Origin of the sequence: Salinimicrobium sp. TH3 (assembly GCF_026676115.1) — a bacterium.
Classification (GTDB): domain Bacteria; phylum Bacteroidota; class Bacteroidia; order Flavobacteriales; family Flavobacteriaceae; genus Salinimicrobium.
This window is the reverse complement of the sequence record NZ_JAPONB010000001.1, coordinates 119,413-142,315: the sequence shown is the minus strand read 5'-3', so window position 1 is coordinate 142,315 and position 22,903 is coordinate 119,413. Positions and strand designations below refer to the sequence as shown.

19 protein-coding genes are annotated in these 22,903 nt (G+C 43.0%); 9 read left to right on the top strand and 10 right to left on the bottom strand.

Features of this window, described 5'->3' with window-relative positions:
• Positions 1-3 precede the first annotated feature (3 nt).
• Entirely contained in the window at positions 4-3,378 is a 3,375-nt protein-coding gene (gene mfd, locus OU683_RS00550; RefSeq protein ID WP_268134097.1) for a transcription-repair coupling factor, read from the bottom strand.
• A 487-nt stretch (positions 3,379-3,865) separates the two neighbouring features.
• On the opposite strand from mfd, the gene tnpA reads away from it, so the two are divergent.
• Complete coding sequence (gene tnpA / locus OU683_RS00545; RefSeq protein WP_268134095.1) at positions 3,866-4,315, top strand: IS200/IS605 family transposase; 450 nt, start codon at positions 3,866-3,868, stop codon at positions 4,313-4,315.
• Between the two features lie 325 nt (positions 4,316-4,640).
• Here the strand turns inward: tnpA and pdeM are convergent, their stop codons facing one another.
• The 5 genes from pdeM to OU683_RS00520 form a co-directional block, all read right to left on the bottom strand.
• Positions 4,641-5,279, bottom strand: coding sequence for a ligase-associated DNA damage response endonuclease PdeM (gene pdeM, locus OU683_RS00540; RefSeq protein WP_268134093.1), 639 nt, complete (start codon positions 5,277-5,279; stop codon positions 4,641-4,643).
• A gap of 8 nt (positions 5,280-5,287) precedes the next feature.
• Positions 5,288-7,765: a ligase-associated DNA damage response DEXH box helicase gene (locus tag OU683_RS00535; RefSeq protein WP_268134091.1), complete on the bottom strand. Its 2,478-nt coding sequence runs from the start codon at positions 7,763-7,765 to the stop codon at positions 5,288-5,290.
• A 172-nt stretch (positions 7,766-7,937) separates the two neighbouring features.
• On the bottom strand, positions 7,938-8,222 hold the full coding sequence (locus OU683_RS00530; RefSeq protein WP_326493540.1) for an endonuclease domain-containing protein: 285 nt from the start codon (positions 8,220-8,222) through the stop codon (positions 7,938-7,940).
• Between the two features lie 371 nt (positions 8,223-8,593).
• The gene (locus OU683_RS00525) at positions 8,594-10,180 is read right to left on the bottom strand and encodes an ATP-dependent DNA ligase (protein ID WP_268134089.1); all 1,587 of its coding nucleotides are present in this window, start codon (positions 10,178-10,180) and stop codon (positions 8,594-8,596) included.
• Between the two features lie 131 nt (positions 10,181-10,311).
• Positions 10,312-11,349, bottom strand: a complete 1,038-nt coding sequence (locus tag OU683_RS00520; protein ID WP_268134087.1) for a ligase-associated DNA damage response exonuclease — start codon at positions 11,347-11,349, stop codon at positions 10,312-10,314.
• Between the two features lie 230 nt (positions 11,350-11,579).
• Between OU683_RS00520 and OU683_RS00515 the strand changes: the two genes are divergently transcribed.
• Positions 11,580-12,005, top strand: a complete 426-nt coding sequence (locus OU683_RS00515) for a tellurite resistance TerB family protein (RefSeq protein ID WP_228914044.1) — start codon at positions 11,580-11,582, stop codon at positions 12,003-12,005.
• 30 nt (positions 12,006-12,035) lie between these two features.
• Here the strand turns inward: OU683_RS00515 and fbp are convergent, their stop codons facing one another.
• A complete protein-coding gene (gene fbp / locus OU683_RS00510; protein ID WP_268134084.1) occupies positions 12,036-13,046 on the bottom strand; it encodes a class 1 fructose-bisphosphatase in 1,011 nt (336 codons plus the stop codon).
• Positions 13,047-13,163: 117 nt separating this feature from the next.
• Here fbp and OU683_RS00505 point away from each other — a divergent pair, with 117 nt between their 5' ends.
• The 5 genes from OU683_RS00505 to OU683_RS00485 all read left to right on the top strand — a co-directional run bounded on the left by OU683_RS00505 (position 13,164) and on the right by OU683_RS00485 (position 17,770).
• Complete coding sequence (locus tag OU683_RS00505) at positions 13,164-13,646, top strand: GNAT family N-acetyltransferase (protein ID WP_268134082.1); 483 nt, start codon at positions 13,164-13,166, stop codon at positions 13,644-13,646.
• Complete coding sequence (locus tag OU683_RS00500) at positions 13,643-14,893, top strand: aspartate kinase (RefSeq protein ID WP_268134080.1); 1,251 nt, start codon at positions 13,643-13,645, stop codon at positions 14,891-14,893. Before OU683_RS00505 ends, OU683_RS00500 begins: the two co-directional genes overlap by 4 nt.
• Before the next feature lie 19 nt (positions 14,894-14,912).
• Complete coding sequence (locus tag OU683_RS00495) at positions 14,913-16,736, top strand: bifunctional lysophospholipid acyltransferase family protein/GNAT family N-acetyltransferase (protein WP_268134078.1); 1,824 nt, start codon at positions 14,913-14,915, stop codon at positions 16,734-16,736.
• 82 nt (positions 16,737-16,818) lie between these two features.
• Positions 16,819-17,469, top strand: coding sequence for an SDR family oxidoreductase (locus OU683_RS00490; protein ID WP_268134077.1), 651 nt, complete (start codon positions 16,819-16,821; stop codon positions 17,467-17,469).
• Positions 17,470-17,569: 100 nt separating this feature from the next.
• On the top strand, positions 17,570-17,770 hold the full coding sequence (locus tag OU683_RS00485; protein WP_268134076.1) for a YwbE family protein: 201 nt from the start codon (positions 17,570-17,572) through the stop codon (positions 17,768-17,770).
• Positions 17,771-18,176: 406 nt separating this feature from the next.
• Here OU683_RS00485 and OU683_RS00480 read toward each other — a convergent pair whose 3' ends face one another.
• Entirely contained in the window at positions 18,177-19,391 is a 1,215-nt protein-coding gene (locus tag OU683_RS00480; RefSeq protein WP_268134074.1) for an MFS transporter, read from the bottom strand.
• A gap of 295 nt (positions 19,392-19,686) precedes the next feature.
• Between OU683_RS00480 and OU683_RS00475 the strand changes: the two genes are divergently transcribed.
• On the top strand, positions 19,687-20,847 hold the full coding sequence (locus tag OU683_RS00475) for a DUF3800 domain-containing protein (RefSeq protein WP_268134072.1): 1,161 nt from the start codon (positions 19,687-19,689) through the stop codon (positions 20,845-20,847).
• Between the two features lie 150 nt (positions 20,848-20,997).
• Positions 20,998-21,507 carry a hypothetical protein gene (locus OU683_RS00470; protein ID WP_268134070.1) on the top strand — a complete coding sequence of 170 codons (510 nt, stop codon included), beginning with the start codon at positions 20,998-21,000 and terminating at the stop codon, positions 21,505-21,507.
• Here the strand turns inward: OU683_RS00470 and OU683_RS00465 are convergent.
• Positions 21,502-21,888: a VOC family protein gene (locus OU683_RS00465; RefSeq protein ID WP_268134068.1), complete on the bottom strand. Its 387-nt coding sequence runs from the start codon at positions 21,886-21,888 to the stop codon at positions 21,502-21,504. The two genes, OU683_RS00470 and OU683_RS00465, sit on opposite strands and share 6 nt — an antisense overlap.
• Before the next feature lie 71 nt (positions 21,889-21,959).
• Positions 21,960-22,901, bottom strand: a complete 942-nt coding sequence (locus tag OU683_RS00460; RefSeq protein ID WP_268134066.1) for a 2-hydroxyacid dehydrogenase — start codon at positions 22,899-22,901, stop codon at positions 21,960-21,962.
• Positions 22,902-22,903: the final 2 nt, after the last annotated feature.

Below are 22,903 nucleotides of genomic sequence, written 5' to 3'. Positions count from 1 at the left end.
GGGTTAGGGGGCTTCCACCGCCACCTTCACATCCAGTGGCTGAAGCACTTTTAAAGCTTTATCTACAGAAGTTACTTTTTCGAAAGTCAGCAACAATCTCAACCCGCTGCGGGTTTTCTTTTCTTTCATGGTACAACTGTGCGGATGCGTTTGCACGTATTGCAGTACTCGTGTAAAAGCTTTGCTCTGGTAGAAAAGTGACTGCTGGTCGGCAATAAAATAACCTATCAGTTTGCCCTGCTTCATCACGATCTTCTCGAGCCCGATCTTGGAAGCGATCCACTTGATACGGACGCTGTTAAGCAGATCTTCAGCCTCTGCAGGTAGTTCTCCAAACCTGTCGATTAGTTCGGCCTCAAATTTCTGAAGCTCTTCTTCAGTTTTCAGGTTATTGAGCTGGGTGTAGAGGTTCAGCCTTTCAGAAATGTTGTTGATGTAGTCATCCGGGAACAGCAATTCGAAATCGGTGTCGATCTGCGTATCCTTCACGTATTCTTTATCTTCTGTCTCCTTCCCTTCATAAAGATCCCTGAATTCATTTTCCTTCAGTTCCTCGATGGCTTCATTCAGGATCTTCTGGTAAGTATCAAAGCCTATTTCATTGATGAACCCAGATTGTTCCCCTCCTAGAAGGTCTCCCGCGCCACGAATTTCCAGATCTTTCATCGCAATGTTGAATCCGCTTCCCAGTTCACTGAATTGCTCCAGGGCAGTAATTCGCTTCCGGGCATCATCTGTCATGGCAGAATATGGCGGAGTAATGAAATAGCAGAAGGCTTTTTTGTTGCTTCGGCCGACACGTCCCCGCATTTGGTGCAGATCTGAGAGTCCGAAGTTATTGGCGTTATTAATGAAAATGGTATTTGCGTTTGGTACATCGAGTCCGCTTTCAACAATGGTGGTCGAAACCAGCACGTCGAACTCTCCATTCATGAACTTCAGCATCAAAGTCTCCAGCTTTTTCCCTTCCATTTGCCCATGCCCTATCCCGATCTTCGCATCGGGCACCAGGCGCTGTATCATTCCGGCGACTTCCTTTATGTTCTCCACCCGGTTATGGATAAAGAACACCTGCCCACCCCGCTGAATCTCATATGAGATCGCGTCGCGAATGGTCTCTTCTGAGAATCTTATCACGTGCGACTCAATAGGATACCGGTTTGGCGGCGCAGTAGTAATGGTAGAAAGATCCCTTGCAGCCATTAAACTGAACTGCAATGTACGCGGAATGGGCGTTGCGGTTAATGTGAGGGTATCAACATTTTCTTTGATGGTCTTCAGCTTGTCCTTTACAGCCACCCCGAATTTCTGCTCCTCATCCACAACCAGCAGCCCCAGATCTTTGAATTTTACCGCCTTATTGACCAGTTTATGCGTTCCAATGACGATATCCACCTTTCCGTTCTCCAACTCTTCCAAAGTGGTCCTTCTTTCCTTTGCCGTTCTAAAGCGGTTCAGGTAATCGACGGTAACGGGGAAATCCTTCAGGCGTTCGGTAAAGGTCTTGTAATGCTGAAAGGCCAAAATTGTTGTGGGCACCAGCACAGCCACCTGTTTCCCGTTATCTACTGCTTTAAATGCTGCTCTTATGGCAACCTCTGTCTTTCCGAAGCCAACATCCCCGCACACCAGGCGGTCCATGGGCCGTTCATTTTCCATATCGGCCTTCACATCGGCTGTGGCGGTACTTTGGTCGGGCGTGTCTTCGTAAAGGAAAGAGGCCTCGAGCTCGTGCTGTAAATAGGAATCCGGACCATAGGCAAAGCCCTTCTGCAGCCTGCGCTTGGCGTATAATTCGATAAGGTTGAAGGCGATATGTTTTACCCGCGCCTTGGTCTTTTGTTTCAGATTCTTCCAGGCGTTGCTGCCCAGTTTATAGATCTTAGGCGGCTTCCCGTCCTTGCCGTTGTATTTTGAGATCTTGTGCAGCGAGTGGATGCTCAGGTACAGAATATCGCGTTCGCCATAAATAAGTTTGATCGCTTCCTGTTTTTTGCCCTCCACATCGATCTTTTGGAGTCCGCCGAACTTCCCTATTCCGTGGTCGATATGAGTTACATAATCGCCGACTTCCAGGTTGGTCAATTCCTTCAGCGTGATCGCCTGCTTTTTAGCATAACCGTTCTTGAGGTGGAATTTATGGTAGCGCTCAAAGATCTGGTGATCTGTGTAGCAAATCATTTTTGAAGCCTCATCAATAAACCCCTGATACATGGAAAGCACCACGGTTTTGTACTTCACCTCTCCCTCCATATCGTCAAAAATGTCATGGAAACGCTTGGCCTGCTGCTCGCTTACGCAGAAAATATAATTCGTATAACCATCTTCCGTATTCTCCCTCAGATTCTGAATAAGCAGCTCAAAATTCTTGTTGAAGGATGGTTGCGGTTTAGTACTGAATGCTATTGTCTCCGGTCTAGATCCTGAAACAAGTTCAGGATGACGGGAATTCGTTACCACCAGTGAATACTCCTGCATCTGCTCCTTCAAAAGTGCCGAATTACAGAACAATTCTTCGGGTTCGTTATGCTTTATTTCTTCGGAAAGATCTTTAAAAGCTTCTTCGGCTTTGCTGAAGAGTTTGTCCAGGCGATCATAAAGCAGCTCTGTATCCTTGCTGAAGATCACCGTTTTTTCTGAAATGTATTTCAGAAAACTCTCCCGCACCTCCTGAAGCCGCTTGTGCTCCACATTTGGAATTACCGTGATCTTCTTCACCTGATCTGTCGACAGCTGCGTCTCCACATCAAAGGTCCTGATGCTCTCTACCTCATCTCCGAAGAACTCGATCCTGTACGGTTCGTCATTGCTGAAAGAAAACACATCCAGGATCCCCCCACGCACCGAAAATTCTCCGGGTTCGGTTACAAAATCCACTCTTTTAAACTTGTACTCGAACATGATTTCGTTCACAAAGTCAATGGAAAGTTCGTCACCGACCTTGATCTTCAGCGTGTTTTTCTCGAGTTCCTTCCGTGTCACTACCTTCTCAAAAAGGGCATCGGGATAGGTAATTATTAAAGCAGGTTTCTTTCGGGAGTTGATCCTGTTAAGCACCTCAGCCCGCAAAAGTACGTTGGCGTTATCAGTCTCCTCCAGTTGGTAAGGCCGGCGATAACTTCCGGGGTAGAAAAGCACATTCTTATCGCCCAACAGCTGTTCGAGGTCATTTAGATAATAGGCAGCCTCCTCTTTGTCATTGAAGATCAGCAAAAAAGGCTTTTCGGCTTCCTCAAAAGCATTGGCCACCACAAAGGAAAGTGCCGATCCAACGAGGCCTTTGAGTTCAACATGAGTTCGCGGCAGGGCAAGCGCTTTCCCCAGATCCTGCTGTGGCGCAGACTGTGCAAAGCTTTGGGCAATAGAAGATTTACTCAAAAAATAAAAATTTGGTGCAAAGATAAGAAGTTATTGCCTTTCAGCTAAAGCTGAAGGAATTAAGGAAGAGTTAAAAGAAAAGGATTGGGCTAAAGCCCTATTTCTCATCATTCTCTGGTCCTCCGCCTTAAGGCGGAGGCAATTCAGCGGAGGCAATTCATGAATTTGAAAATAATTTATGTTGCAACCTATGAATTGCCACTGGCTTCAGCCAGGGGTTTATTAGTTGATCCAGAACAGGGCTTTAGCCCAACCTCTTTTTATAAATATTATCATTAAACCAAATCTCAATTAACTGAAGTGAAATATGCCTCAAATTAAAAAGGCAGAGGAAATTCATGAATGAGGATCATTTTCATTTTTGATTAATGATTTGCCACTGGCTTCAGCCAGGGGTTAAAAAAGACAAAATCCCAAGGGCTTTAGCCCAATCTTTTTGTATCAGATTATTTTATTAAATTCATCAACCGCCAATTAGCAAAGCACCATGCCTCACATAAAGATTTACATCCATTTTGTATGGAGCACCAAAAATAGAGTTCCTCATCTCAAAACTTTAGAACTCAGGAAGCAGGTGTGGCAGCATATAGCAGAAAATGCCAGATCAAAGGGAATATTTGTAGATTTCGTCAATGGGTATTCAGACCATTGTCACTGTCTTGTCTCTTTAGGAGTTGATCAAACCATTCAAAAGGTGATCAATTTGATCAAAGGAGAATCTTCTCATTGGATCAACAAAAACAATTTAACTTCTGAAAGATTTGAATGGCAAAATGATTATTTCGCTGTTTCTGTTTCTGAATCTAATATTGACAGAGTAAGAGACTATATTAAAAATCAGGAAGAGCATCACAGAAAGAAATCATTTCAGGAAGAATATGAGCAATTCATAAAAAAATACAATTTTAAGAAATTCCAGGATGAACAATTGGGCTAAAGCCCTTTTGCTTACCTCTTCTCTGATCCTCGCCTAAAGGCTGAGGCAATTCAATATATTTCTTTCCACTCCTCAAAATAAAAACCTTCATCTCTCATTATAATGATCCAAAGATTGGGCTAAAGCCCTTTGTAATGCTATTCTGATCGCCTGAAGGCGGTGACAATTCATCATTTCTCTAAGAAATTGAATGCAATGTTTTATACCCCTTGAATTGCCACAGGCTTTAGCCTGTGGTTAAAATTTGAAGTTCTAACAGGGCTTTAGCCCAATATAAGGCTCTAAAAAAAGTCTTGATTCTAGTCTCTAGATCCTTGATTCTATTTTATTCATTCAAACAAATCACTTCCTCCTTCGTCACCACATACACCTCATCATCTCCTTGCGGAATGAGGATGTGTTTTCCGGTGAATTCTCCGAATGCGGGCAGGATGAGCTGATCTTTTGACTTGAAAAAGCAGGAAAGCTTCAGTTGTTGTCGCCCAAGACCATTGATCTTCACCCCGGGATGTATATGTCCCGAAAAATTGAAAAAACCTGCTCTTTCTTCGGGATGGTGGGTGAAAAGAAAATTCTTTATGGTCATTTCCGAAGTAATAAAAATACCAAGAGCTTCGTACTTCAGCGGAGAAATAATGTCGTGATTTCCTTCCACAAGAATAACTTCAGCAGAAACGGTTTCCATCCATTGCTCAAAAAGAAGCCATTCCTTATTGAGAGAGCTGTGAAAAAGATCTCCCAAAAATGCAATTTTAGAGGGGTCAAAAAAGCCGATCACCTCATCCATTTTTTTGAAATTGCCGGCAATGGCCTTCTGCGGCACTGCACTTCCAAATTTCCTGAAATGAGAAACCTTCCCCAGGTGCACGTCACTTATCACCAGCAGGTCTTCTTCCTCCCAAAACATAGCTCCGGAAGGATGTAAAATAAAGGTCTGGTTAAAGAGGGTAAGTGTTTTTGTCATTTTTGAAGCTACAGGTCTCCCCATTGAGCCATCATTTTTTTGATTCGGTCCTCCAGTTTTTCTGAAGATAATTTCTCACGCATCCTGTCGGTAATGATCGGGAAGGCGAAAGGTGTGGGTTTTTCGCATTGTTTCCAAACCAATTTCTGTTCCGAAATGCGTTCCATGGCCAATCTTAATCTTCCTTCCTCCAATTGATGCTCGAATGTTTCTCTAAACGCCTGCTGAAACAATAAATTGTCCGGTTCATAATCCCTGAAAACGCTGAAAAGTAGCTGGGAATTAGACTGCAGATGCTTGGTCTTGATCATCTTATTCGGAAATCCGGTGAAGACCATTCCGGCGATGACAGCAATATCCCGAAATTTCCTGCGGGCCATTTCAGTCGAGTTCAAACTTTTCTGAAGATCATCCATGAGGTATTCGGCAGAAAAAAGGTCATTGTCAAACACCTGCTGCATGTCGATTTGCTGATCGGAAAGCAGTTCGAATCCGTAGTCATTAAAGGCAAGAGAGAAAGTAATGGGCGACAGTAAGCTTATCCGGTAGGCGAGCAGACTGGCCATGGCTTCATGAACAAACCGGCCCTCAAAAGGGTAAAAAATAGCGTGATATCCTTCGCGCGTTTTAAAGGTTTCGATTAGAAATTCATCTTTTTTGGGGATAATGGATTCTCTCTTTTGCCTCTGAAAAATGTTATGCATCGCCTGGAGTTCGGTTGAAGTTTCTGCATTAGAAGCTTCTTCAATTTCTGAAGCAACAAACATCTCCTCCCGAAGCAGCTCACTCATTTGTGCCGAAAAGCTCATCCTGCCGCCTGCCCAGCTGGGGAAGCGGGAATTTTTCACCTTTGATTTCTTCACGATCACCTGCATATTCTTGATCTGGTACAGCTCAAGGTTCTTGCCCGCAAAGGTAAAGACATCGCCAGGATTGAGTTTTGAGATGAACCATTCTTCAATTGTGCCGATATAGCCGCCACCAAGATATTTTACCGCAAGCACCGCGTCGCTTACAATGGTTCCTATTTGTAGTCGGTGCCGCATGGCAACTGCCCTATTGTTCACCTTAAAGAGTCCATTCTCTTCGATCTCTACCTTTTTGTATTCATCGTAAGCCTGCAGCGTTTGACTCCCCTGCGTGATGAAATTGAGCAGCCATTCCCACTGTTCTTCGGAAAGTGCCTGATAGCAGAAAGTGGATTTCACTTCAGGATAAATATCCTTTGGAAAGAATCCGTCGGAAACTGCAAGAGTGGTTAAATACTGAACCAGCACATCAAAAGAATTGAGGTAAGGGATACGATCTTCCACCACAGTGTGCTTAACAGCTTTTTGTAATGCAGAAGCCTCAATGAGTTCCATGGCGTGCGTGGGCAAAAAGTAGATCACACTCTCCTTTCCCGGCTGGTGTCCGCTTCGACCTGCCCTTTGAAGAAATCGCGCCACACCTTTAGGTCCGCCAATCTGGATGATCGTCTCCACCGGAGCGAAATCCACTCCAAGATCTAGACTGGAAGTCGCCACCACCGCCTTTAGCTGCTCATCCCGAATCGCCTGCTCCACCCACAACCTTGTCTCTTTGTTGATACTGCCATGATGCATGGCCAGCTCCCCAGCGAATTCAGGATATTTCTGAAGTATTTTTTGAAACCAGATCTCACATTGGGAACGGGTGTTCGTAAAGAGCAGCGTCGTTCTCGACTTCCGGATGATTGGCACCACCTCATCAATGAGGTGCAGCCCCAAATGTCCCCTCCAGGGGAAAGTTTCCATCTTCTCCGGAATGATGGATTTCACTGTGATCTTCTTTTTAATATCGGCCCTGATCAAAACCGAATTATCAAAGGCTTTCGATCCCGGACCCAACAGGACTTCCCGCGCCTCCTGCAGATTACCAATGGTGGCAGAGATCCCCCAGATCTTCATTTTTGGAGCCACAGTTTTGAGTCTGGAAAGAGCCAGTTCGATCTGCACTCCTCGTTTTGTCCCAAGCAGCTCGTGCCACTCATCAATGACTATAGCATTAAGGTTCTTAAAAGTCTTTGCATAGTCTTTTGAAGCGAGTAGCAGCTGCAAACTTTCGGGCGTGGTTATTAGCAGGTCGGGCATTTGTTTTTTCTGTGCGGCACGTAATTTCTGGGAAGTATCTCCCGTCCTGATCCCTACTGTGAGTCCGCTACCGATATCCTGGGCGAACCGATTCGCCGCCTGTTCGATTTCTACCGAAAGTGCCCGCAACGGGGTGATCCAGATAGCCTTAAGGCCGGGTTTATGTTTGGTCTTATAATCTGGATTTTGCCTGATGTAGTCCAGCACAATAGGAATCCAGAGGGCGTAGGTCTTTCCGCTTCCCGTTGGGGCATTAAGGAGTCCGTGTTTACCATCCAAAAATGCCTTCCAGGATTCCTTTTGAAAAGCAAAAGATTTCCAGGACCGGGATTTGAACCAGTCGTCGGCAAGTTTTATGAGTTGTTTGTTATTCATGCTTGTGCTCCGGTTGGACCCTTCCGTCTCCGCCTGCGGCGGAGCCACCTTCCCTGGAAAAGGGAAGGAGCTATTTGTGCTACCATTTATAATTCTTCTTCAAACTTTATTCTTTATTTCCCAGTCTATACACTGGCTCCAGCAAGCTGTAGCCAAAGCTCCCCTCCTTATTTTAAGGAGGGGTGTCCGAAGGACGGGGTGGCCCGTCGTTTTTGAAATTTCTTTTTATCTCCTCCAGCACCCAATCCAAATTATCAAATACTGTTCTGTTCTCAAACCTGATCACCATCAGGTTAAATTCTTCTAATTTTTTAGTTCTTGCCGCATCTTTTTCCTCATTGGTTGGGTTCATATGATACTGCCCGTCGACTTCTATAACCAACTTTTCTTCTGCGCAGTAGAAATCGACTATGAAGTTAAGGATGCTGTGCTGCCTCCTGAATTTCCTTCCCTCCAGCTTCTTTTGCTACAAATGCGTCCACAGATAGGCCTCGGCAGTAGTTCCATGGTGGCGGAGTTTCTTGCGGTAGGGTTCGAGATTTTTTTTGTTGTGGATTCTCTTTTTCATAACAAGCTTTGTCTTTTGGTAGGGTGATTTGTTTCCAGCACGGACCCTTCCGTCTCCGGCTATTCGCCGGATCCACCTTCCCTTAGCAAGGGAAGGAGCTTTTGTTTTTTTTACTATTTTGAATTCTTCTTCAAACTTTATTCTTTGTTTCCCATTCTACACACTGCCTGCAGCTAGCTGCAGGCAAAGCACCCCTCCTTATTTCAAGGAGGGGTGGATCCGCGGAGCGGAGACGGGGTGGTCCGTCGCACCTCAATTTACTAATGGATCAACTGCTTCAATTCTTCTATTGTATTTGCTTCTTCTATTTTCTTGTCCTGTCTCCATCTTAGGATTCGGGGGAACCGGGTGGCTACGCCGCTTTTGTGTCTTTTCGATTCGGCTATGCCTTCAAAAGCGATCTCAAATACCAATTCCGGTTTTACTGACCGTACGGGTCCAAAGCGCTCCAAGGTGTTCCTCTTGATCCACGCATCTACCTGCCGGAATTCCGCATCGGTGAGTCCGGAATATGCTTTTGCAAAAGTAACAAGCTCATCATCCTGCCACAGTGCAAAGGTGTAATCTGTAAAAAGATTGGAGCGCCTGCCGTGGCCGCGCATGGCATACGTGAGCACAGCATCTACTGTAAGCGGTTCTACTTTCCATTTCCACCAATCGCCCTTTTTTCTACCCACCAGGTATGGCGAATCCCAACGTTTAAGCATCAAACCTTCACTCCTGACCTCCCTCGCCCGTTCCCGTTCAGCAACAGCCTCCTCCCAATCAGTAAATGAAATAGTTTGGGAAAGGTGAAAAGGCAATTCTTCAGTATCTACCTCGTCATGCAAATCCTCGAGTATTTTACGACGTTTTGAATAAGGTAATGTTCTTATGTCCTTTCCCTCCCACTCCAGCAGGTCATAAGCTTTCAGGATCACGGGTGTTTTATTGAGTAAAGCTTTGGAAACTGTTTTCCGGCCGATTCGGGTTTGCAGGTCATTGAAAGTTCCAATTTCCCCATCGGGAAAGGGGAGGATCTCCCCGTCTATTACAGTTCCATCCGGAATAACTTCTAAAAATGACGAAAACTCCGGGTATTTATCGGTCACCAGTTCCTCGCCACGGCTCCACACGAAGATCTCCCGATTCCGGATCACCACCTGGGATCTTATCCCATCCCACTTATGTTCGGCCGACCATTCTGAAGGATCTCCCAGCTCCCGCGGTTCCACCTCAATAGCATAGGCCAGGTAGAAGGGATAAGGTTTGGAAAGGAAATCTTCTTCATTCTCTTCTAAAATGAGTTTTTGGAAGGTGATTTTTTGCGGGCCCCAGTCGCCCATGAGCTTGTAGGCCAACACATCCTCATCAATATCAGTTGCTTTTGAAAGCGCGCGGGTCATTAGCTTCTGACTCACTCCTATCCTGAAACTACCAGTTATAAGCTTGGTAAAAACAAAGCGTTCATAATAATTTAGAGCAGCCCAATTTTCATGAAGATATTCTTTCTTTTCGGCTTCGGTAGCTGCTTTAAGGTCGATCATTTCCTCCAGGTACTGGCTAAGGCTTTTCTCACTGGATTCTTCTGCCGGGGGAATCACCAGCGCAATAGTTTCTGCGAGATCTCCAACTATGTGGTAGGATTCCTCAAATAACCAGAGGGGAATATTTGCAAGTTCCGCTGCAAATTGTCGTAACAGGGTAGTATTGACCGGCCTTGGGGGACGACGGTGCGAGAGGATTGCAATTGCCCACACTTTATCCTTATTGGGCACCCGTTGAAAATAGCGCGTCAATGCCGCCACCTTCACCGTGGTTTTGTTGGTGCTGTCAAGTTCCCTTATAAGTGCTGCGAATTCGTTCACGCTGGTTCTTGGTGATTAGGGATTAGTGATTGGTTATTTGGGATATTGAATATTGATTATTGATTATTGATTATTGTTACTTTTTCTGGCCACTGAACACCGACTATTTATCACTGTTAATTGCTATTTGTTCATTGATCATTGTCCTCTGATTTTGAGTTCATCTCTGCTAGCTCTCCTTGGTATTGGGTTTCGGCGGTACGGCCGTCGTAACCTTGTTCGTTCAGGAAGCGGCAAAATATTTCTGAATAACCGTGTGTGCAGATCACCCGCTCGCAACCTGTAGCTTTTATGGACGACAACAGTCCCTGCCAGTCGCAATGATCTGAAAGTACAAATCCGCGGTCGACGGCTCTGCGGCGGCGGGCTCCGCGAAAAGCCATCCAGCCGCTGGCCATTCCTGTTTCGAAGGGTACCATTTTCCTGATCCAGGTACTGCCATGGGCGCTGGGGGGTGCCAGCACCATTCCGCCTCTGATTTCTTCTTTCTTTGTTTCCCTGGTAATGCGGGTGGTTTCCGGAAGTTCAGCAAAAGACCGGACTACCTCGGTCATGTTTTCAATCGCTCCGTGGGTGAAGATCTTGCCTATAGACGGATCTAAAAATTTCAGTAGCCGTTGGGCTTTTCCGAGGGAATAGCCAAAAAGAATAGAAGTCTTACCTTCAGACTGATTCTGTTGCCACCAGCTGTTGATATCGTTCATCACCTGCTCCTGCGGGAGCCATTTGAAGGCCGGTAATCCAAAAGTACATTCCGTAATAAAAGCATCGCATTTCACAGGTTCGTAAGGCACAGCCAAACCATCATCTTCGGTCTTATAATCTCCGCTAAACACCCACACCTCCCCCTTGTGCTCAACTCTCACCTGGGATGAACCAATGATATGTCCTGCAGGATGTAATGAGAATTTCACATTATTGATCGTAAAGGTTTCCCCATACTCCTTGCCTGAAACTTCAATATCTCCCAGCCTGTGTTTAATAATTGGAACATTGGTGTGGTGAGTAATATACTTCTTGTGTCCCCAGCGGGAATGATCTGCATGACCGTGAGTGATAATGGCTTTATCGACCGGCTTCCATGGATCGAGATATACTCCTGCAGGTTCGCAGAAGATCCCTTTTTCATTAAAACAAAGCAGGGTTTTTTTCTGTTTTTTAAGCGGCATAATTTCAAGTTAGGAATATTTCTACAGGGCAGCTGTGGCATTAGGAAAAAATTAAAACTGCCAGGCTCTTTTTGATGGGTTAGCGATTGCAGCGGAAAGCTCCCGAAGCCTGTAAAGGCGAGGGACTATGAGCGGAAAGCGCGGCCCCCGCTTTTAAAGTGGGGGAAACCCCCAAAGCACAATCATTAAATACCCTTATTTTATTATATTTGAGTAAAAAATACTAGACTATGTCATTTTCAGACCTATTTGGAACCGGGGAACACCTTAGAAATTTAGGGCATTTTGCTTCAATTGTAAATCTTGCCGCTGCAGACGGACCTATTAATGACCGGGAAGAAGCCCAGTTAAAGAGATTCGCGATGAAGCTCGATATTCAGGAAGACGAGTATACTAAGGTGCTTAAAAATCCAAATGCATTTCCAATTCACCCTAATAATTCAATGGAAGGACGGCTTGAGAGACTTTATGATCTTTTCAGGATCATTTATTCAGACCATGACATAGATGAGGAAGAGGTAGAATTGCTGCGCAAATACGCAATAGGTATGGGCTTCTCGCCCCAGGTTTCTGAAGGGATCATTAAACGTTCCATGGAAATCTTTAGCGGGATGAGTTTTGATGACTACCGCTACTTGTTATACAAGAATAAATAGGTTCATAAAATGCCTTTTTAGAAGCTGAAGTTATTCGGGGTTTTTAGCCATGAATTCTTCGGCTTTCTCCACCATTTCCCTGTTTCCGCAGAAGAAGGGCACACGTTGGTGCAACTCGGTAGGATCAATATCAAGAATTCTGTCAAAGCCGTTACTGGCTTTCCCACCCGCCTGTTCGGCAATAAAGGCCATAGGGTTACATTCGTAAAGCAACCTCAACTTTCCATTCGGGGCACTGGAGGTGGTTGGATAAAAATAGATACCACCTTTGATCATATTCCTGTGAAAGTCGGAAACGAGAGATCCAATATACCTCGAAGTATAAGGCCTGTCTTCCTTTTCTTCCTGGCAGTACTTTATATATTTTTTCACTCCCAGTGGAAAATGCACGTAATTTCCTTCATTAACAGAGTAAATACATCCTTTTTCGGGGAACTTCATATTAGGATGAGACAGATACCATGATCCCAACGCAGGGTTAAGGGTAAAACCATTTACTCCGTGCCCGGTAGTATATACAAGCATCGTGGAAGTTCCATAAACAACATAACCTGCGGCGACCTGTTTATTCCCGGGCTGTAGAAAATCCTCCAGCTGAACAGGGGTTCCAACAGGACTAACCCTTCTATATATTGAGAAAATGGTACCTACAGAAACATTAACGTCAATGTTAGAACTACCATCCAACGGGTCCATTAAAACAACATACTTATTTTTATGGTCATTATTCGAACCGGCAATGGTTATGAAATCGTCATTCTCTTCGGAAGCGATCCCGCACACAATCTCCCGGTTTGTAAGGGTTTGGATAAACTTTTCGTTAGCATATACATCCAGCTTTTGTTGATCTTCGCCCTGTACGTTGGTTTCTCCTGCTGCCCCTGTAATATCTACTAGCCCGGCTTTGTTAACCTCATGATTTACCACTTTGGCGGCAAGCCTTATGGAATTGATTAATCTGGAAAGTTCTCCTGAGGAGTAAGCGAATTCGGCCTGATTTTCAATAATAAACTCGCCTAATGTTTGATTTTTCTTGATCATGGAAGTAGTAAATATGCTTTACCGGACAAAACTAAACCAAAATATTTTAAGCGACTATAACGTTTTCGTAATTTAATCTTAAAATCAAATCTCTATTTTTGTCCTTAAACAAAAGCTATGGATAAGATAATTCGAGATGCAAGAAAGGAAGACATGCCGGCAGTGCTGGAATTAATTAAAGAACTGGCCGCCTTTGAAAAAGAACCCGATGCAGTAATTACCACTGTCGGGACTTTAGAAAAGGAAGGTTTTGGAGAGCATCCGCTTTTTCATGTTTTTGTGGCTGAAGTAAACGGAAAGATCGAAGGTATGGCTCTTGTATACTATCGCTTTTCAACCTGGAAAGGTCGCACGCTGCATCTCGAGGATCTTATTGTAAGAGAAGAGAAACGAGGTACCGGACTTGGAAACCTATTATATCGAAAGGTAATTGAATATGCCCGGGAACAGGGACTAAAACGTGTGGAATGGGTGGTGCTGGACTGGAATACACATGCCATTGACTTTTACAAACGCAGCGGAGCTAATATTCTTGAGGGTTGGTACACAGTGCAGATGGATGAGAACGGAATCACCAACTACGTAGAAACTGGCAGATGAAGGTATTCAAATTTGGAGGCGCATCTGTAAGAGATGCCGGCGGAGTAAAGAACGTACTCAAGGTTTTGGAGGGAGAAGGAATTAATGAAAAGCTTATCGTTATTTCGGCCATGGGAAAGACCACAAATGCCCTGGAGGAGGTCGTTAAAGACTATCTTCAAAAGGGGCATTTTAATGATGCTCTTCAGCCGGTAAAAGAGCTTCACAGGGAGATCCTTTTAGGACTTTTCGAAAATAAAGATCATTCTGCTTTTGCTCAAGTGCGCGATATATTTAAGGAACTGGAGAATTTCCTTAATCATAACCGCTCGACCAATTACGACTTTGTATACGATCAGGTTGTGATCTATGGAGAGTTATTATCAACCAATATTGTTAGCACTTATTTTTCTTCCCGCGGAATCAAAAATGACCTGCTTGACGCGAGAAACTGCATTCGGACAGATAGTACTTACCGTGATGCACAGGTGCAATGGGAGGAGACCCAGGCACAAATTAAATTAAAGGTTAATCCAAAAAACCTCACGATTACCCAGGGATTTATTGGTGGTGACCCTAATAACTTTTCCACTACTTTGGGACGGGAAGGAAGTGATTACACCGCCGGAATTTTCGCCTATTGCCTTAATGCCGAAAGCGTAACCATATGGAAAGATGTCCCGGGAGTGTTGAATGCAGATCCAAGAGCATTTGAAAACCCACACCTGCTGGAGCAAATCTCCTATGAAGAAGCCATAGAACTCGCTTTCTACGGGGCTTCGGTGATCCATCCAAAGACGCTACAGCCATTGCAGCGAAAGGAAATCCCGTTGTATGTGAAATCATTTTTGAATCCTGTGAACCCGGGAACGGCAGTAAGAAAGGGGCAACCCATTCTTCCAAAGATCCCGTGCTTTATTGTCAAAAAAGACCAGGTTTTAATCTCTTTATCTTCACTGGACTTTTCCTTTATCCTGGAAAAAAATATTAGTGAAATCTTCAATTTATTTCATAAATACCAGATAAAAGTGGACCTTATTCAAAATTCAGCCATTAGCTTTTCCGTATGTATTGACAATAAATTTAATAACCTGGAAAAGTTGATCAACCATTTAAAGGCGACTTTTAGAGTGAGTTATAACACAGGCGTTTCTCTTTACACGATAAGGCATTTTGATGAAAAAGCTGTAGAGGCACTGGAAAAGGACAAGAAGATCCTGCTCAAACAAACTACCCGGGAAACCGTGCAATTAGTAGCCATACCTTAAGACTTAAAAAATAATCTCAATGGGAATTGTAAGTGCAAAAGAAGTTGCCAAAGTCATGAATTTGGACAAATTCGGAATTATAGGAACTTCTATAGGGTGGATAGTCCTTAAAACCACACAACTTTCGGTGATCAATAAGGAGTATGATAAGCGAAAGCATATGACTGCCCCTCAATTTATCGATTCAATTCTGAAAGGTTTTGAAATAGATTTCGAAATTCCTGAAGATGACTTAAAGCGAATCCCAAAGTCAGGACCTTTTATTACTATTTCAAACCATCCCCTGGGAGGGATTGACGGGATGATTTTGCTCAAGCTTTTGCTTTCACAGCGGGAGGATTTCAAAGTGATCGCCAATTTCCTGCTTCAGCGTATTGAGCCGATACAACCTTTCATCATGCCTGTCAATCCTTTTGAAGATCACAAGGAGGCACAATCCAGCACAAAAGGCATAAAAGAAGCCATAACCCATTTACAGGAGGGGAAACCTTTGGGAATTTTCCCGGCGGGAGAAGTTTCCACATACCGTGATGAACGAAGGATCGTGGACCGGCCGTGGGATCCTGCGGCCATGAAGCTAATCCAGAAGGCTAAAGTCCCTGTGATCCCGGTTTACTTTCATGCCAAGAACAGCACTTTCTTCTATAAACTGGCTTCGGTAAGTGATGTCCTTAGAACTGCAAAGCTGCCCAGCGAGATGCTTTCACAAAAAAGACGCAAGATCAAAGTGCGCATTGGAAATCCTATCCAACCCAAGGACCTGGAGGAGATCACAACCGTAGAGTCTTTAACGGCTTTCTTACGCCGAAAAACTTACATGCTTGCCAATGCCTTTGAAAAAAAGCCATTTTTGAAAGGAATTCCAAAGAATTTTAAGATCCCGAAACCTCCGAAAAAAATTGTAGAAGAAACACATTCCGATCTTATGTTGGCCGAAGTGGAACTCTGCCGCAAACTGGATAAAAGACTACTGGAAAGTAAAAACTATGAAGTCTTTCTTGCCAAAAAAGAGATCATTCCCAATGTGCTCAAGGAAATTGGGCGGCTGCGGGAAATCACCTTCAGGGCAATAGGAGAAGGCACCAATATGTCTACCGACCTTGATAAGTTTGATGATTATTACTATCACATGTTCCTCTGGGACAATGAAGCCAAAAAAATTGCGGGAGCATATCGAATGGGGATGGGCGCCGAGATCTTTGAAAAATATGGAATCAATGGATTTTACCTGCAGGATCTCTTCAGGTTTGAGCCAGAGCTGCATAAAATGATGAGCGAATCTATTGAAATGGGCCGGGCCTTCATTATTAAGGAATACCAGCAGCGTCCCATGCCACTGTTTTTACTTTGGAAAGGGATAGTACACTGCACCTTAAGATTTCCGAAGCACAAATACCTTATAGGAGGGGTAAGTATTAGCAACAAGTTCTCCAACTTTTCAAAGTCTTTAATGATAGAGTTCATGAGGTCAAATTATTATGACCCATATGTAGCTCAATACATAAGGCCTAAAAAAGAATTCAAAGTAAAACTTAAGGACCAGGATAAGGATCTAATTTTTGATGAGACCAAAGCCGATCTCAATAAATTTGACAAGATCATTGACGAGGTAGAACCGGGAAGCATGCGCCTTCCTGTGCTTATAAAAAAGTATATTAAGCAGAATGCCAAAGTAGTAGCCTTCAACGTGGATCCTATGTTCAATGACGCAGTTGACGGACTTATGTACATACGCATTGCCGATCTACCCGAAAGTACGGTTCGCCCGGTAATGGAAGAATTCCAGCAGGAACTGGAGCGCAAGGTCACCGAAATGCGGAAAAACGGAGAACTTCCTAAATAAACCTGCTCTTTATATGAAAAACATGAAGTTGGATTTAGATTTTTTGATGCTTAACTTGCTGTTTTAGCAAAAAATAAAAAACATGGAAAAGATATTAATAGTAGGAGCAACCGGAAGCACAGGAAAAAGGATCATTGAGATCCTCAACAACAGTCAAAGTTTTGAGCCGGTGGCCATGATTAGAAAGGAAGAGCAAAAGACCATTTTTGAGGACATGGAAGTCGAATGGGTACTTGCCGACCTGGAGCAGGAGGATTTCTCCGGAGCCATGAAAGGTGTCAAAAAAGTGATCTTTGCTGCGGGTTCGGGAGGAGATACCGGAGAGGAAAAAACTACGGAAGTAGATGAAAAAGGGGCTATTAAAATCATCGATGCAGCCAAAAAGGCTAAAGTCAAAAAGTTCATCATGTTAAGCGCAATGGGAGCAGATGAACCTTCCAGCCATCCAAAGCTGGAGCATTACCTTAAAGCAAAAGCAGCAGCAGATAAACATCTTGAGGAAAGCGGATTAAACTACACCATAATACGCGCAGGAAGACTTTCTGATGATATGGGCACCGGAAAAGTAGAACTTGCACACAAGCTCGAAGGCGCAGGAGAGATCCCAAGAGATGATGTTGCTTTTCTTTTAATTATGTCCCTGGCAGATCCCCTGGTTCAAAATATGACCTTTGAAGCTATTGAAGGCGAAGAACCAATAAAATCTGCTATGATCGAACTAAGCAGAGAATGAATTAGACGTGAGATTTTAGACTTGAGATGTTAGACTTGGGTTATTGCATAACTCTGAGCTAGCCTTGGAGTTAATTTTCTATTTCTTTAAACTGCTAATCATGAAACCTACAAGAAAGGATATTACTGCCGGAAGCAGGGTCGCCATAGTTCAGAAGCAAGATCAACGAACGGGCAGGCTGACCTATGGTTACGTGGCCGACATACTTACTAAATCTCCCATGCATCCCCACGGAATAAAAGTACGGTTGGAAACAGGCGAAGTAGGAAGGGTTCAAAAGATCGAAGACACGCTTTCTTGATCAATTAACAATGATCAATTAGCAATAAACAGGACTTCTGCTGTCAATTCAAGATCCTGTAAATATGGGGCAATTCGTAAAAATGAGAGTTCTGTTCTTTTTCCATTGATGAAAAAGAACCAAAAAATCTAGGCTTACGAAAATGTTGCTAAAATTTTCATTCGGAGCCTAAATTTTAGGAACTCGCCACAAGCTCACTAATAAGTTCATAATCCGTAAGGCTCAAACAGCCTAAAATTTTACGGCTCGCTCATTTCAATTTTTACGCAAAATTTTCGATAGGCCGATCGTCCGGTAAGACTCAAAATAGAGTAGCCGGGACAGATTAGATTCGAAATTAATGCCGTCGATTCGAGTGAATCTGGAACTGCGATAGCAGGAACAGATTTGTATCGAGAATAAGGCATTATGCAGGTATTTCCTGATCCTGATAGGATTTGATCCGTTGTGAGTTGATGATGATCAGGGCCATGAGGACAAAAATTCCGGCCATGAGGTATTCAAAGCTTACTCCGGCATCCATTAGTAATCCAACGACTAAGGGTCCCAGTGCGGTACTAATGACCGAGAACATGGTGAAGACACTTCTTATCACTCCCATTTTTTCGGTTCCGTAGAGTTCGGCTATTAAAGCTGTTTTTACCGTTCCTGCCACTCCCATACTTATTCCGGCGGTGACGAGAAAGATCAATGCTCCTACAATGCTTTCCATAAAAGCAAAAGGCAACAGCCCTAAGTTGATTGGGATCAAATAATACCGGAAGAGTTTCCTGGCTGTGAATTTATCTACCCACATCCCTCCAAAAAGGGAAAAAAGGAAACGGGTTACTGCATAAACCGTAAAGAAGGTGGCATATAATTGCACAGACCAGCCTTTGTTCTCCACAAACACATACTGATAAAAGAAGATAGCAGTTGCACCAAAGCTAAGGATGAAACTCGCGGGCATCATTACCCCAAATTTCCTGTCAAAAACTACAGACTTATAATCCTTTAGTAAAGACCAGGGAGAAGGGCTTCCTTTTGTCGACAGCTTTTCATCGAAGTATTCAAGTCGGGTGAATTTAAGTCTAATGAGGTAGATCAACAAAGCAACCCCACTGGAAATTGCAGCAACTCTCCAGTCGAACCAGCTTATTAGAAAAGCAATGATCAGCGGAAAAATAGCTTCCCCAACCGAAAAACCGAGGGAGGAAAAACTCAGGGCTTTTCCGCGGTCATTCACGTATTGCTTTGACATAATGGTCATGCTGATGTGCGTGAGCAGTCCCTGCCCGGCAAGGCGGAGGCCCGTTACTGCGACAATAAGGAGAATTATACTTTCAGAAACTCCAAGGAGGATGCTGGAAAGTGCCAGAGCGGTGATGGTAAAGGCAGTGACTTTTTTAACCGGCTTATGATCTACGGTATGACCAACGGAAAGCATGATGAAAGAAGCTGCAATCGTACAGCCGGCATAGATCGCTCCAAAAGCACCTTCAGAAATGCTGAAGGACCTGATGATCTCGGGTACGTAGAGGGAAATGAGAAAGGTCTGGCCAAAGCCTGATAGCAGCGTCAGCAGCCACCCGAAACTTACCGTCCTGAAATTTCCCTTTAGAAAGTAAAAATAATCCTTCAAAATGCCTTTTTTGAAGCTGCAAAGGTAAGGCCTTATTCCCGCAGGGAAAAAGTTAGCTGTGCTTTAGGAAATATTTAAAATAAAAGGTTTTCGTGCAGGTTCTTTGAGAAAACTGATATCTTAATTTTTAAGCATTTTTGCCTGATATCCGGCTTCTTTACGGTTTTCCCTCAACTTCCTTAACAAAAATTTAATAAATTTACTGAGGTAGATTTTGTTTATCCGGTAAATAGAAACTGGAAACAACAGGTCTATTTGTGGTTTAAGAAGTTACCTGAAGGCCTAAAAGAAAACTTTGAGTAAAAAAATAGGATACATAGATGAATTTGGGGATAAAAGTATACACTTCGAAAAGGATGGTGTTACAACCTTTTTCATTGTAAGTGCAATTATAATTGACGAAGAATCAGTTGAACAGGTTCGTGAACAATTTAAAAAAATTGCTAGTAACTATACCCAAGCACCAGAAATCAAATCCAATTCAAAAGCATTTAGGAATATTGATAAAAGAATAAATTTTCTGAAAGATATTTCGACACTTGATTTTAGGATTTATAGCATTATAGTAGATAAAAGAAAAATTTTCGAAGAAAGTGGCTTACAGTTTAGAAATAGTTTCTTTAAATATATAAATGGTTTATTAGACCACGAATTATACGACTATTACCCCTACTTGAAGCTGGTAGCTGACAATCATGGAACGGATCAGTTCATGGAAGGATTCATTAATTACGTTGAAAGCAATCATAATCAAACGGAGCTTTTTCGAGGTCCAGAATTTCAGTTTTCGGACAGTAAATCTGAACCACTAATACAACTTGCAGATTTTATTACTGGGAGTATTGCAAAATGTTATGAACCAGGAAAAGTAGAACAAAGAAGTCACGAAATTCCCCGAATTCTTAACAGGCATATTTTACACCTAAGAGAATGGCCAGAAAATCCTCCTAGGTTATTCCGAAAAATAGAAAATGAAGATGAAAATTATAATCAGGAGTTAGTTGATTTTATATTTTTTAGAATTAATGAATATATAAATGCGAATGAAGAAAAGACAGAAATAGAAATTAAAAATCAACTGATTTGTCTGAACTACCTAATTTATAGGTTCAAACTCGACCCTTATGAATATATATATTCTGATGAAATAATTGATCGGATTAAAATTCGAGATGTCAATTTTAATAAAAGAATCTTCAGTAAGGAAATAATTGGAATCCTAAGAGATAATAAAATTCTGATATTAAGTTCTCAAAGCGGTTATAAAATCCCGTGTTGTAAAGGTGATTTGATAAGGTTCTTCAATAACTATAGTTCTCAAATCATGCCTATGATTGAAACTTTACGTAAAACAAATGTTGTGATAAAAAGTGCAACTTCTGGTAACATAGATTTACTTGAGGAAAACAATTATGAATTACTAAAAGAAATAATCCAAGTGACGGCCAACAGGTAACAAAGTCGGTTAACACAAATACGGCAGACCAGTCAAAAATGGCATTTTTGAATACTTTTAAAAATTAAGTTTAACTGATAAACCTCTTTTTCCAAAGCCATAAATTGAGTTATTCGGGACCTAATAATTTCTCATAGCTATAACTAAAAAATGAAATTTCGCTCCCTTTATAAATCCAGGACTGAGAACCTGGGAGTAACAATGAAACCTGCGGAGTTGAAGAAAATATTGAATGAAAATCCAGAAAGATTTCACTTCATATGGATGACGGAAAACAGTTTCATAATAAGTTTAAATTTTTCCTACGGCAGCAACCTACTATTTGATATAAACCGGCCAAATACTAAAAGTGAAATCATATTCTATGGGAAACTGACTGAAATAGAAAATTCAAAAACGAAAATTGAACTAAAAACAAGAAGCAAAACTTTCCTTGCTACATTATTGATCGTTCTACCATTGCTCGTTGTTTTTCTTCAGATAATTATCAAATTCGAATGGCCAATTTTCTTAATTCAGTTTGCCATCTTTCCACTCGCGATCATAGGATTATTGAACTTCATTAGAAGCGAGGAAGACGGATTGTTAAGGATTTTCAAGGAATACCTGAATGACGAGATAATTAAGCACGACAAGAATGTGGCAGGGAAGCTGCTATAAAAAAGCCTTATCATTTGGTTCCCACAGTTCGATCTTATTGCCGTCGGGATCCATGATCCAACCGAATTTCCCATAATCGAAAGTCTGCATCTCCCCCACGATCTCCACACCCTCTTTCTTTAGTTCCTCCAGCAATTCTTCCAGGTTCTCCACCCGGTAGTTGATCATAAACTGCTTTTTTGAAGGCTCATAATAGTCGGTGTCTTCATTCATGGGGCTCCACTGGGTAGAGCAGTCGTTTCCTTCCTTATCCTTCCACCAAAAGGTGCTCCCCCACTGGTCTGTGTTAAGGCCAAGGTGTTTGTTGTACCAATCTTTTGTTGTTTTTGGATCTTTGGTTTTGAAGAAGATCCCGCCGATTCCGGTTACTCTGTTTTTCATATATCTTACTTTTGTGGCTGAGACGCCTTAAAAGGTGCTTTACTGTGACTGAGACACCGCATGCGGTGCCTTTACTTGTAGTGACTTATGATCTTATGAGCTATGGTATCGGCCAGCTTTTTGTGGCTTTCTACCGTCCATCCTGCCACGTGGGGACTTAGGAGCACGTTGGGCATTACCAGCAGCGCCTGAAGTGCTTTTGGCATTTCGGCAGCTTCAGTAAAAAGATCTTCAAAAGAACCTTTTTCGTACTCCAGTACATCCAGTCCTGCACCAAGGATCTTTCCAGATTGTAAGGCCGTAACAAGGTCTTCGGTGACCACACTTTTTCCACGAGCGGTGTTGAGTAGCCAGAAAGGTTTTTCGAAAGCCTGTATAAAGTCTTTATTCACCATTCTGTTGGTTTCCGGAGTCCAGGGGGTGTGCAGACTCACCACATCACATTCTCTCCTGAATTCTTCTAAAGAAACCTGCTCTGCATGCTCATCTCCTACTCCCTCTAAAATGTCATAACAAACCACCTTTACATCAAACCCCTGCAGCTTTTTGGCAAAGGACTTTCCCATGTTTCCATAGCCAATGATACCTACGGTTTTTCCTTCGAGCTCCACTCCGCGGTTGGCTTCACGATACCATAAGCCTTCCCGCACCTGCCTGTCGGCCTGGTTTAGTTTGTTGAAGAGGGAAAGCAACATTCCCAGGGCATGTTCACCCACTGCATTTCTATTTCCTTCGGGTGCAGAAAATAGCTTCACACCCTTTTTATCGGCATACTCGACATCAATACTCTCCAAACCAGCCCCAACACGGGCGATAAACTTTAAATTGGGAGCAGCATCAAGGAAATCCCTGTCGATTTTAAACCTGCTCCTAATTACGATACCATCATATAAATGTTGGTTCTCAAGGATCTCCTGCTCACTTTGATTATAAGCCTCTATGTTTGTAAATCCTGCAGCTTCGAGCTGTTGCAAAAGAGTCGGTTGATTAGAGTCGGCGTGAAGAATGGTCATAA

Excerpts from the sequence above, each read along its gene's own strand:
- tnpA (WP_268134095.1), top strand. The coding sequence starts at position 3,866 with ATGCCTCACATAAAGATTTACATCCATTTTGTATGGAGCACCAAAAAT.
- pdeM (WP_268134093.1), bottom strand. The coding sequence starts at position 5,279 with ATGACAAAAACACTTACCCTCTTTAACCAGACCTTTATTTTACATCCT.
- OU683_RS00535 (WP_268134091.1), bottom strand. The coding sequence starts at position 7,765 with ATGAATAACAAACAACTCATAAAACTTGCCGACGACTGGTTCAAATCC.
- OU683_RS00520 (WP_268134087.1), bottom strand. The coding sequence starts at position 11,349 with ATGCCGCTTAAAAAACAGAAAAAAACCCTGCTTTGTTTTAATGAAAAA.
- OU683_RS00515 (WP_228914044.1), top strand. The coding sequence starts at position 11,580 with ATGTCATTTTCAGACCTATTTGGAACCGGGGAACACCTTAGAAATTTA.
- fbp (WP_268134084.1), bottom strand. The coding sequence starts at position 13,046 with ATGATCAAGAAAAATCAAACATTAGGCGAGTTTATTATTGAAAATCAG.
- OU683_RS00505 (WP_268134082.1), top strand. The coding sequence starts at position 13,164 with ATGGATAAGATAATTCGAGATGCAAGAAAGGAAGACATGCCGGCAGTG.
- OU683_RS00500 (WP_268134080.1), top strand. The coding sequence starts at position 13,643 with ATGAAGGTATTCAAATTTGGAGGCGCATCTGTAAGAGATGCCGGCGGA.
- OU683_RS00495 (WP_268134078.1), top strand. The coding sequence starts at position 14,913 with ATGGGAATTGTAAGTGCAAAAGAAGTTGCCAAAGTCATGAATTTGGAC.
- OU683_RS00490 (WP_268134077.1), top strand. The coding sequence starts at position 16,819 with ATGGAAAAGATATTAATAGTAGGAGCAACCGGAAGCACAGGAAAAAGG.
- OU683_RS00485 (WP_268134076.1), top strand. The coding sequence starts at position 17,570 with ATGAAACCTACAAGAAAGGATATTACTGCCGGAAGCAGGGTCGCCATA.
- OU683_RS00470 (WP_268134070.1), top strand. The coding sequence starts at position 20,998 with ATGAAATTTCGCTCCCTTTATAAATCCAGGACTGAGAACCTGGGAGTA.
- OU683_RS00465 (WP_268134068.1), bottom strand. The coding sequence starts at position 21,888 with ATGAAAAACAGAGTAACCGGAATCGGCGGGATCTTCTTCAAAACCAAA.
- OU683_RS00460 (WP_268134066.1), bottom strand. The coding sequence starts at position 22,901 with ATGACCATTCTTCACGCCGACTCTAATCAACCGACTCTTTTGCAACAG.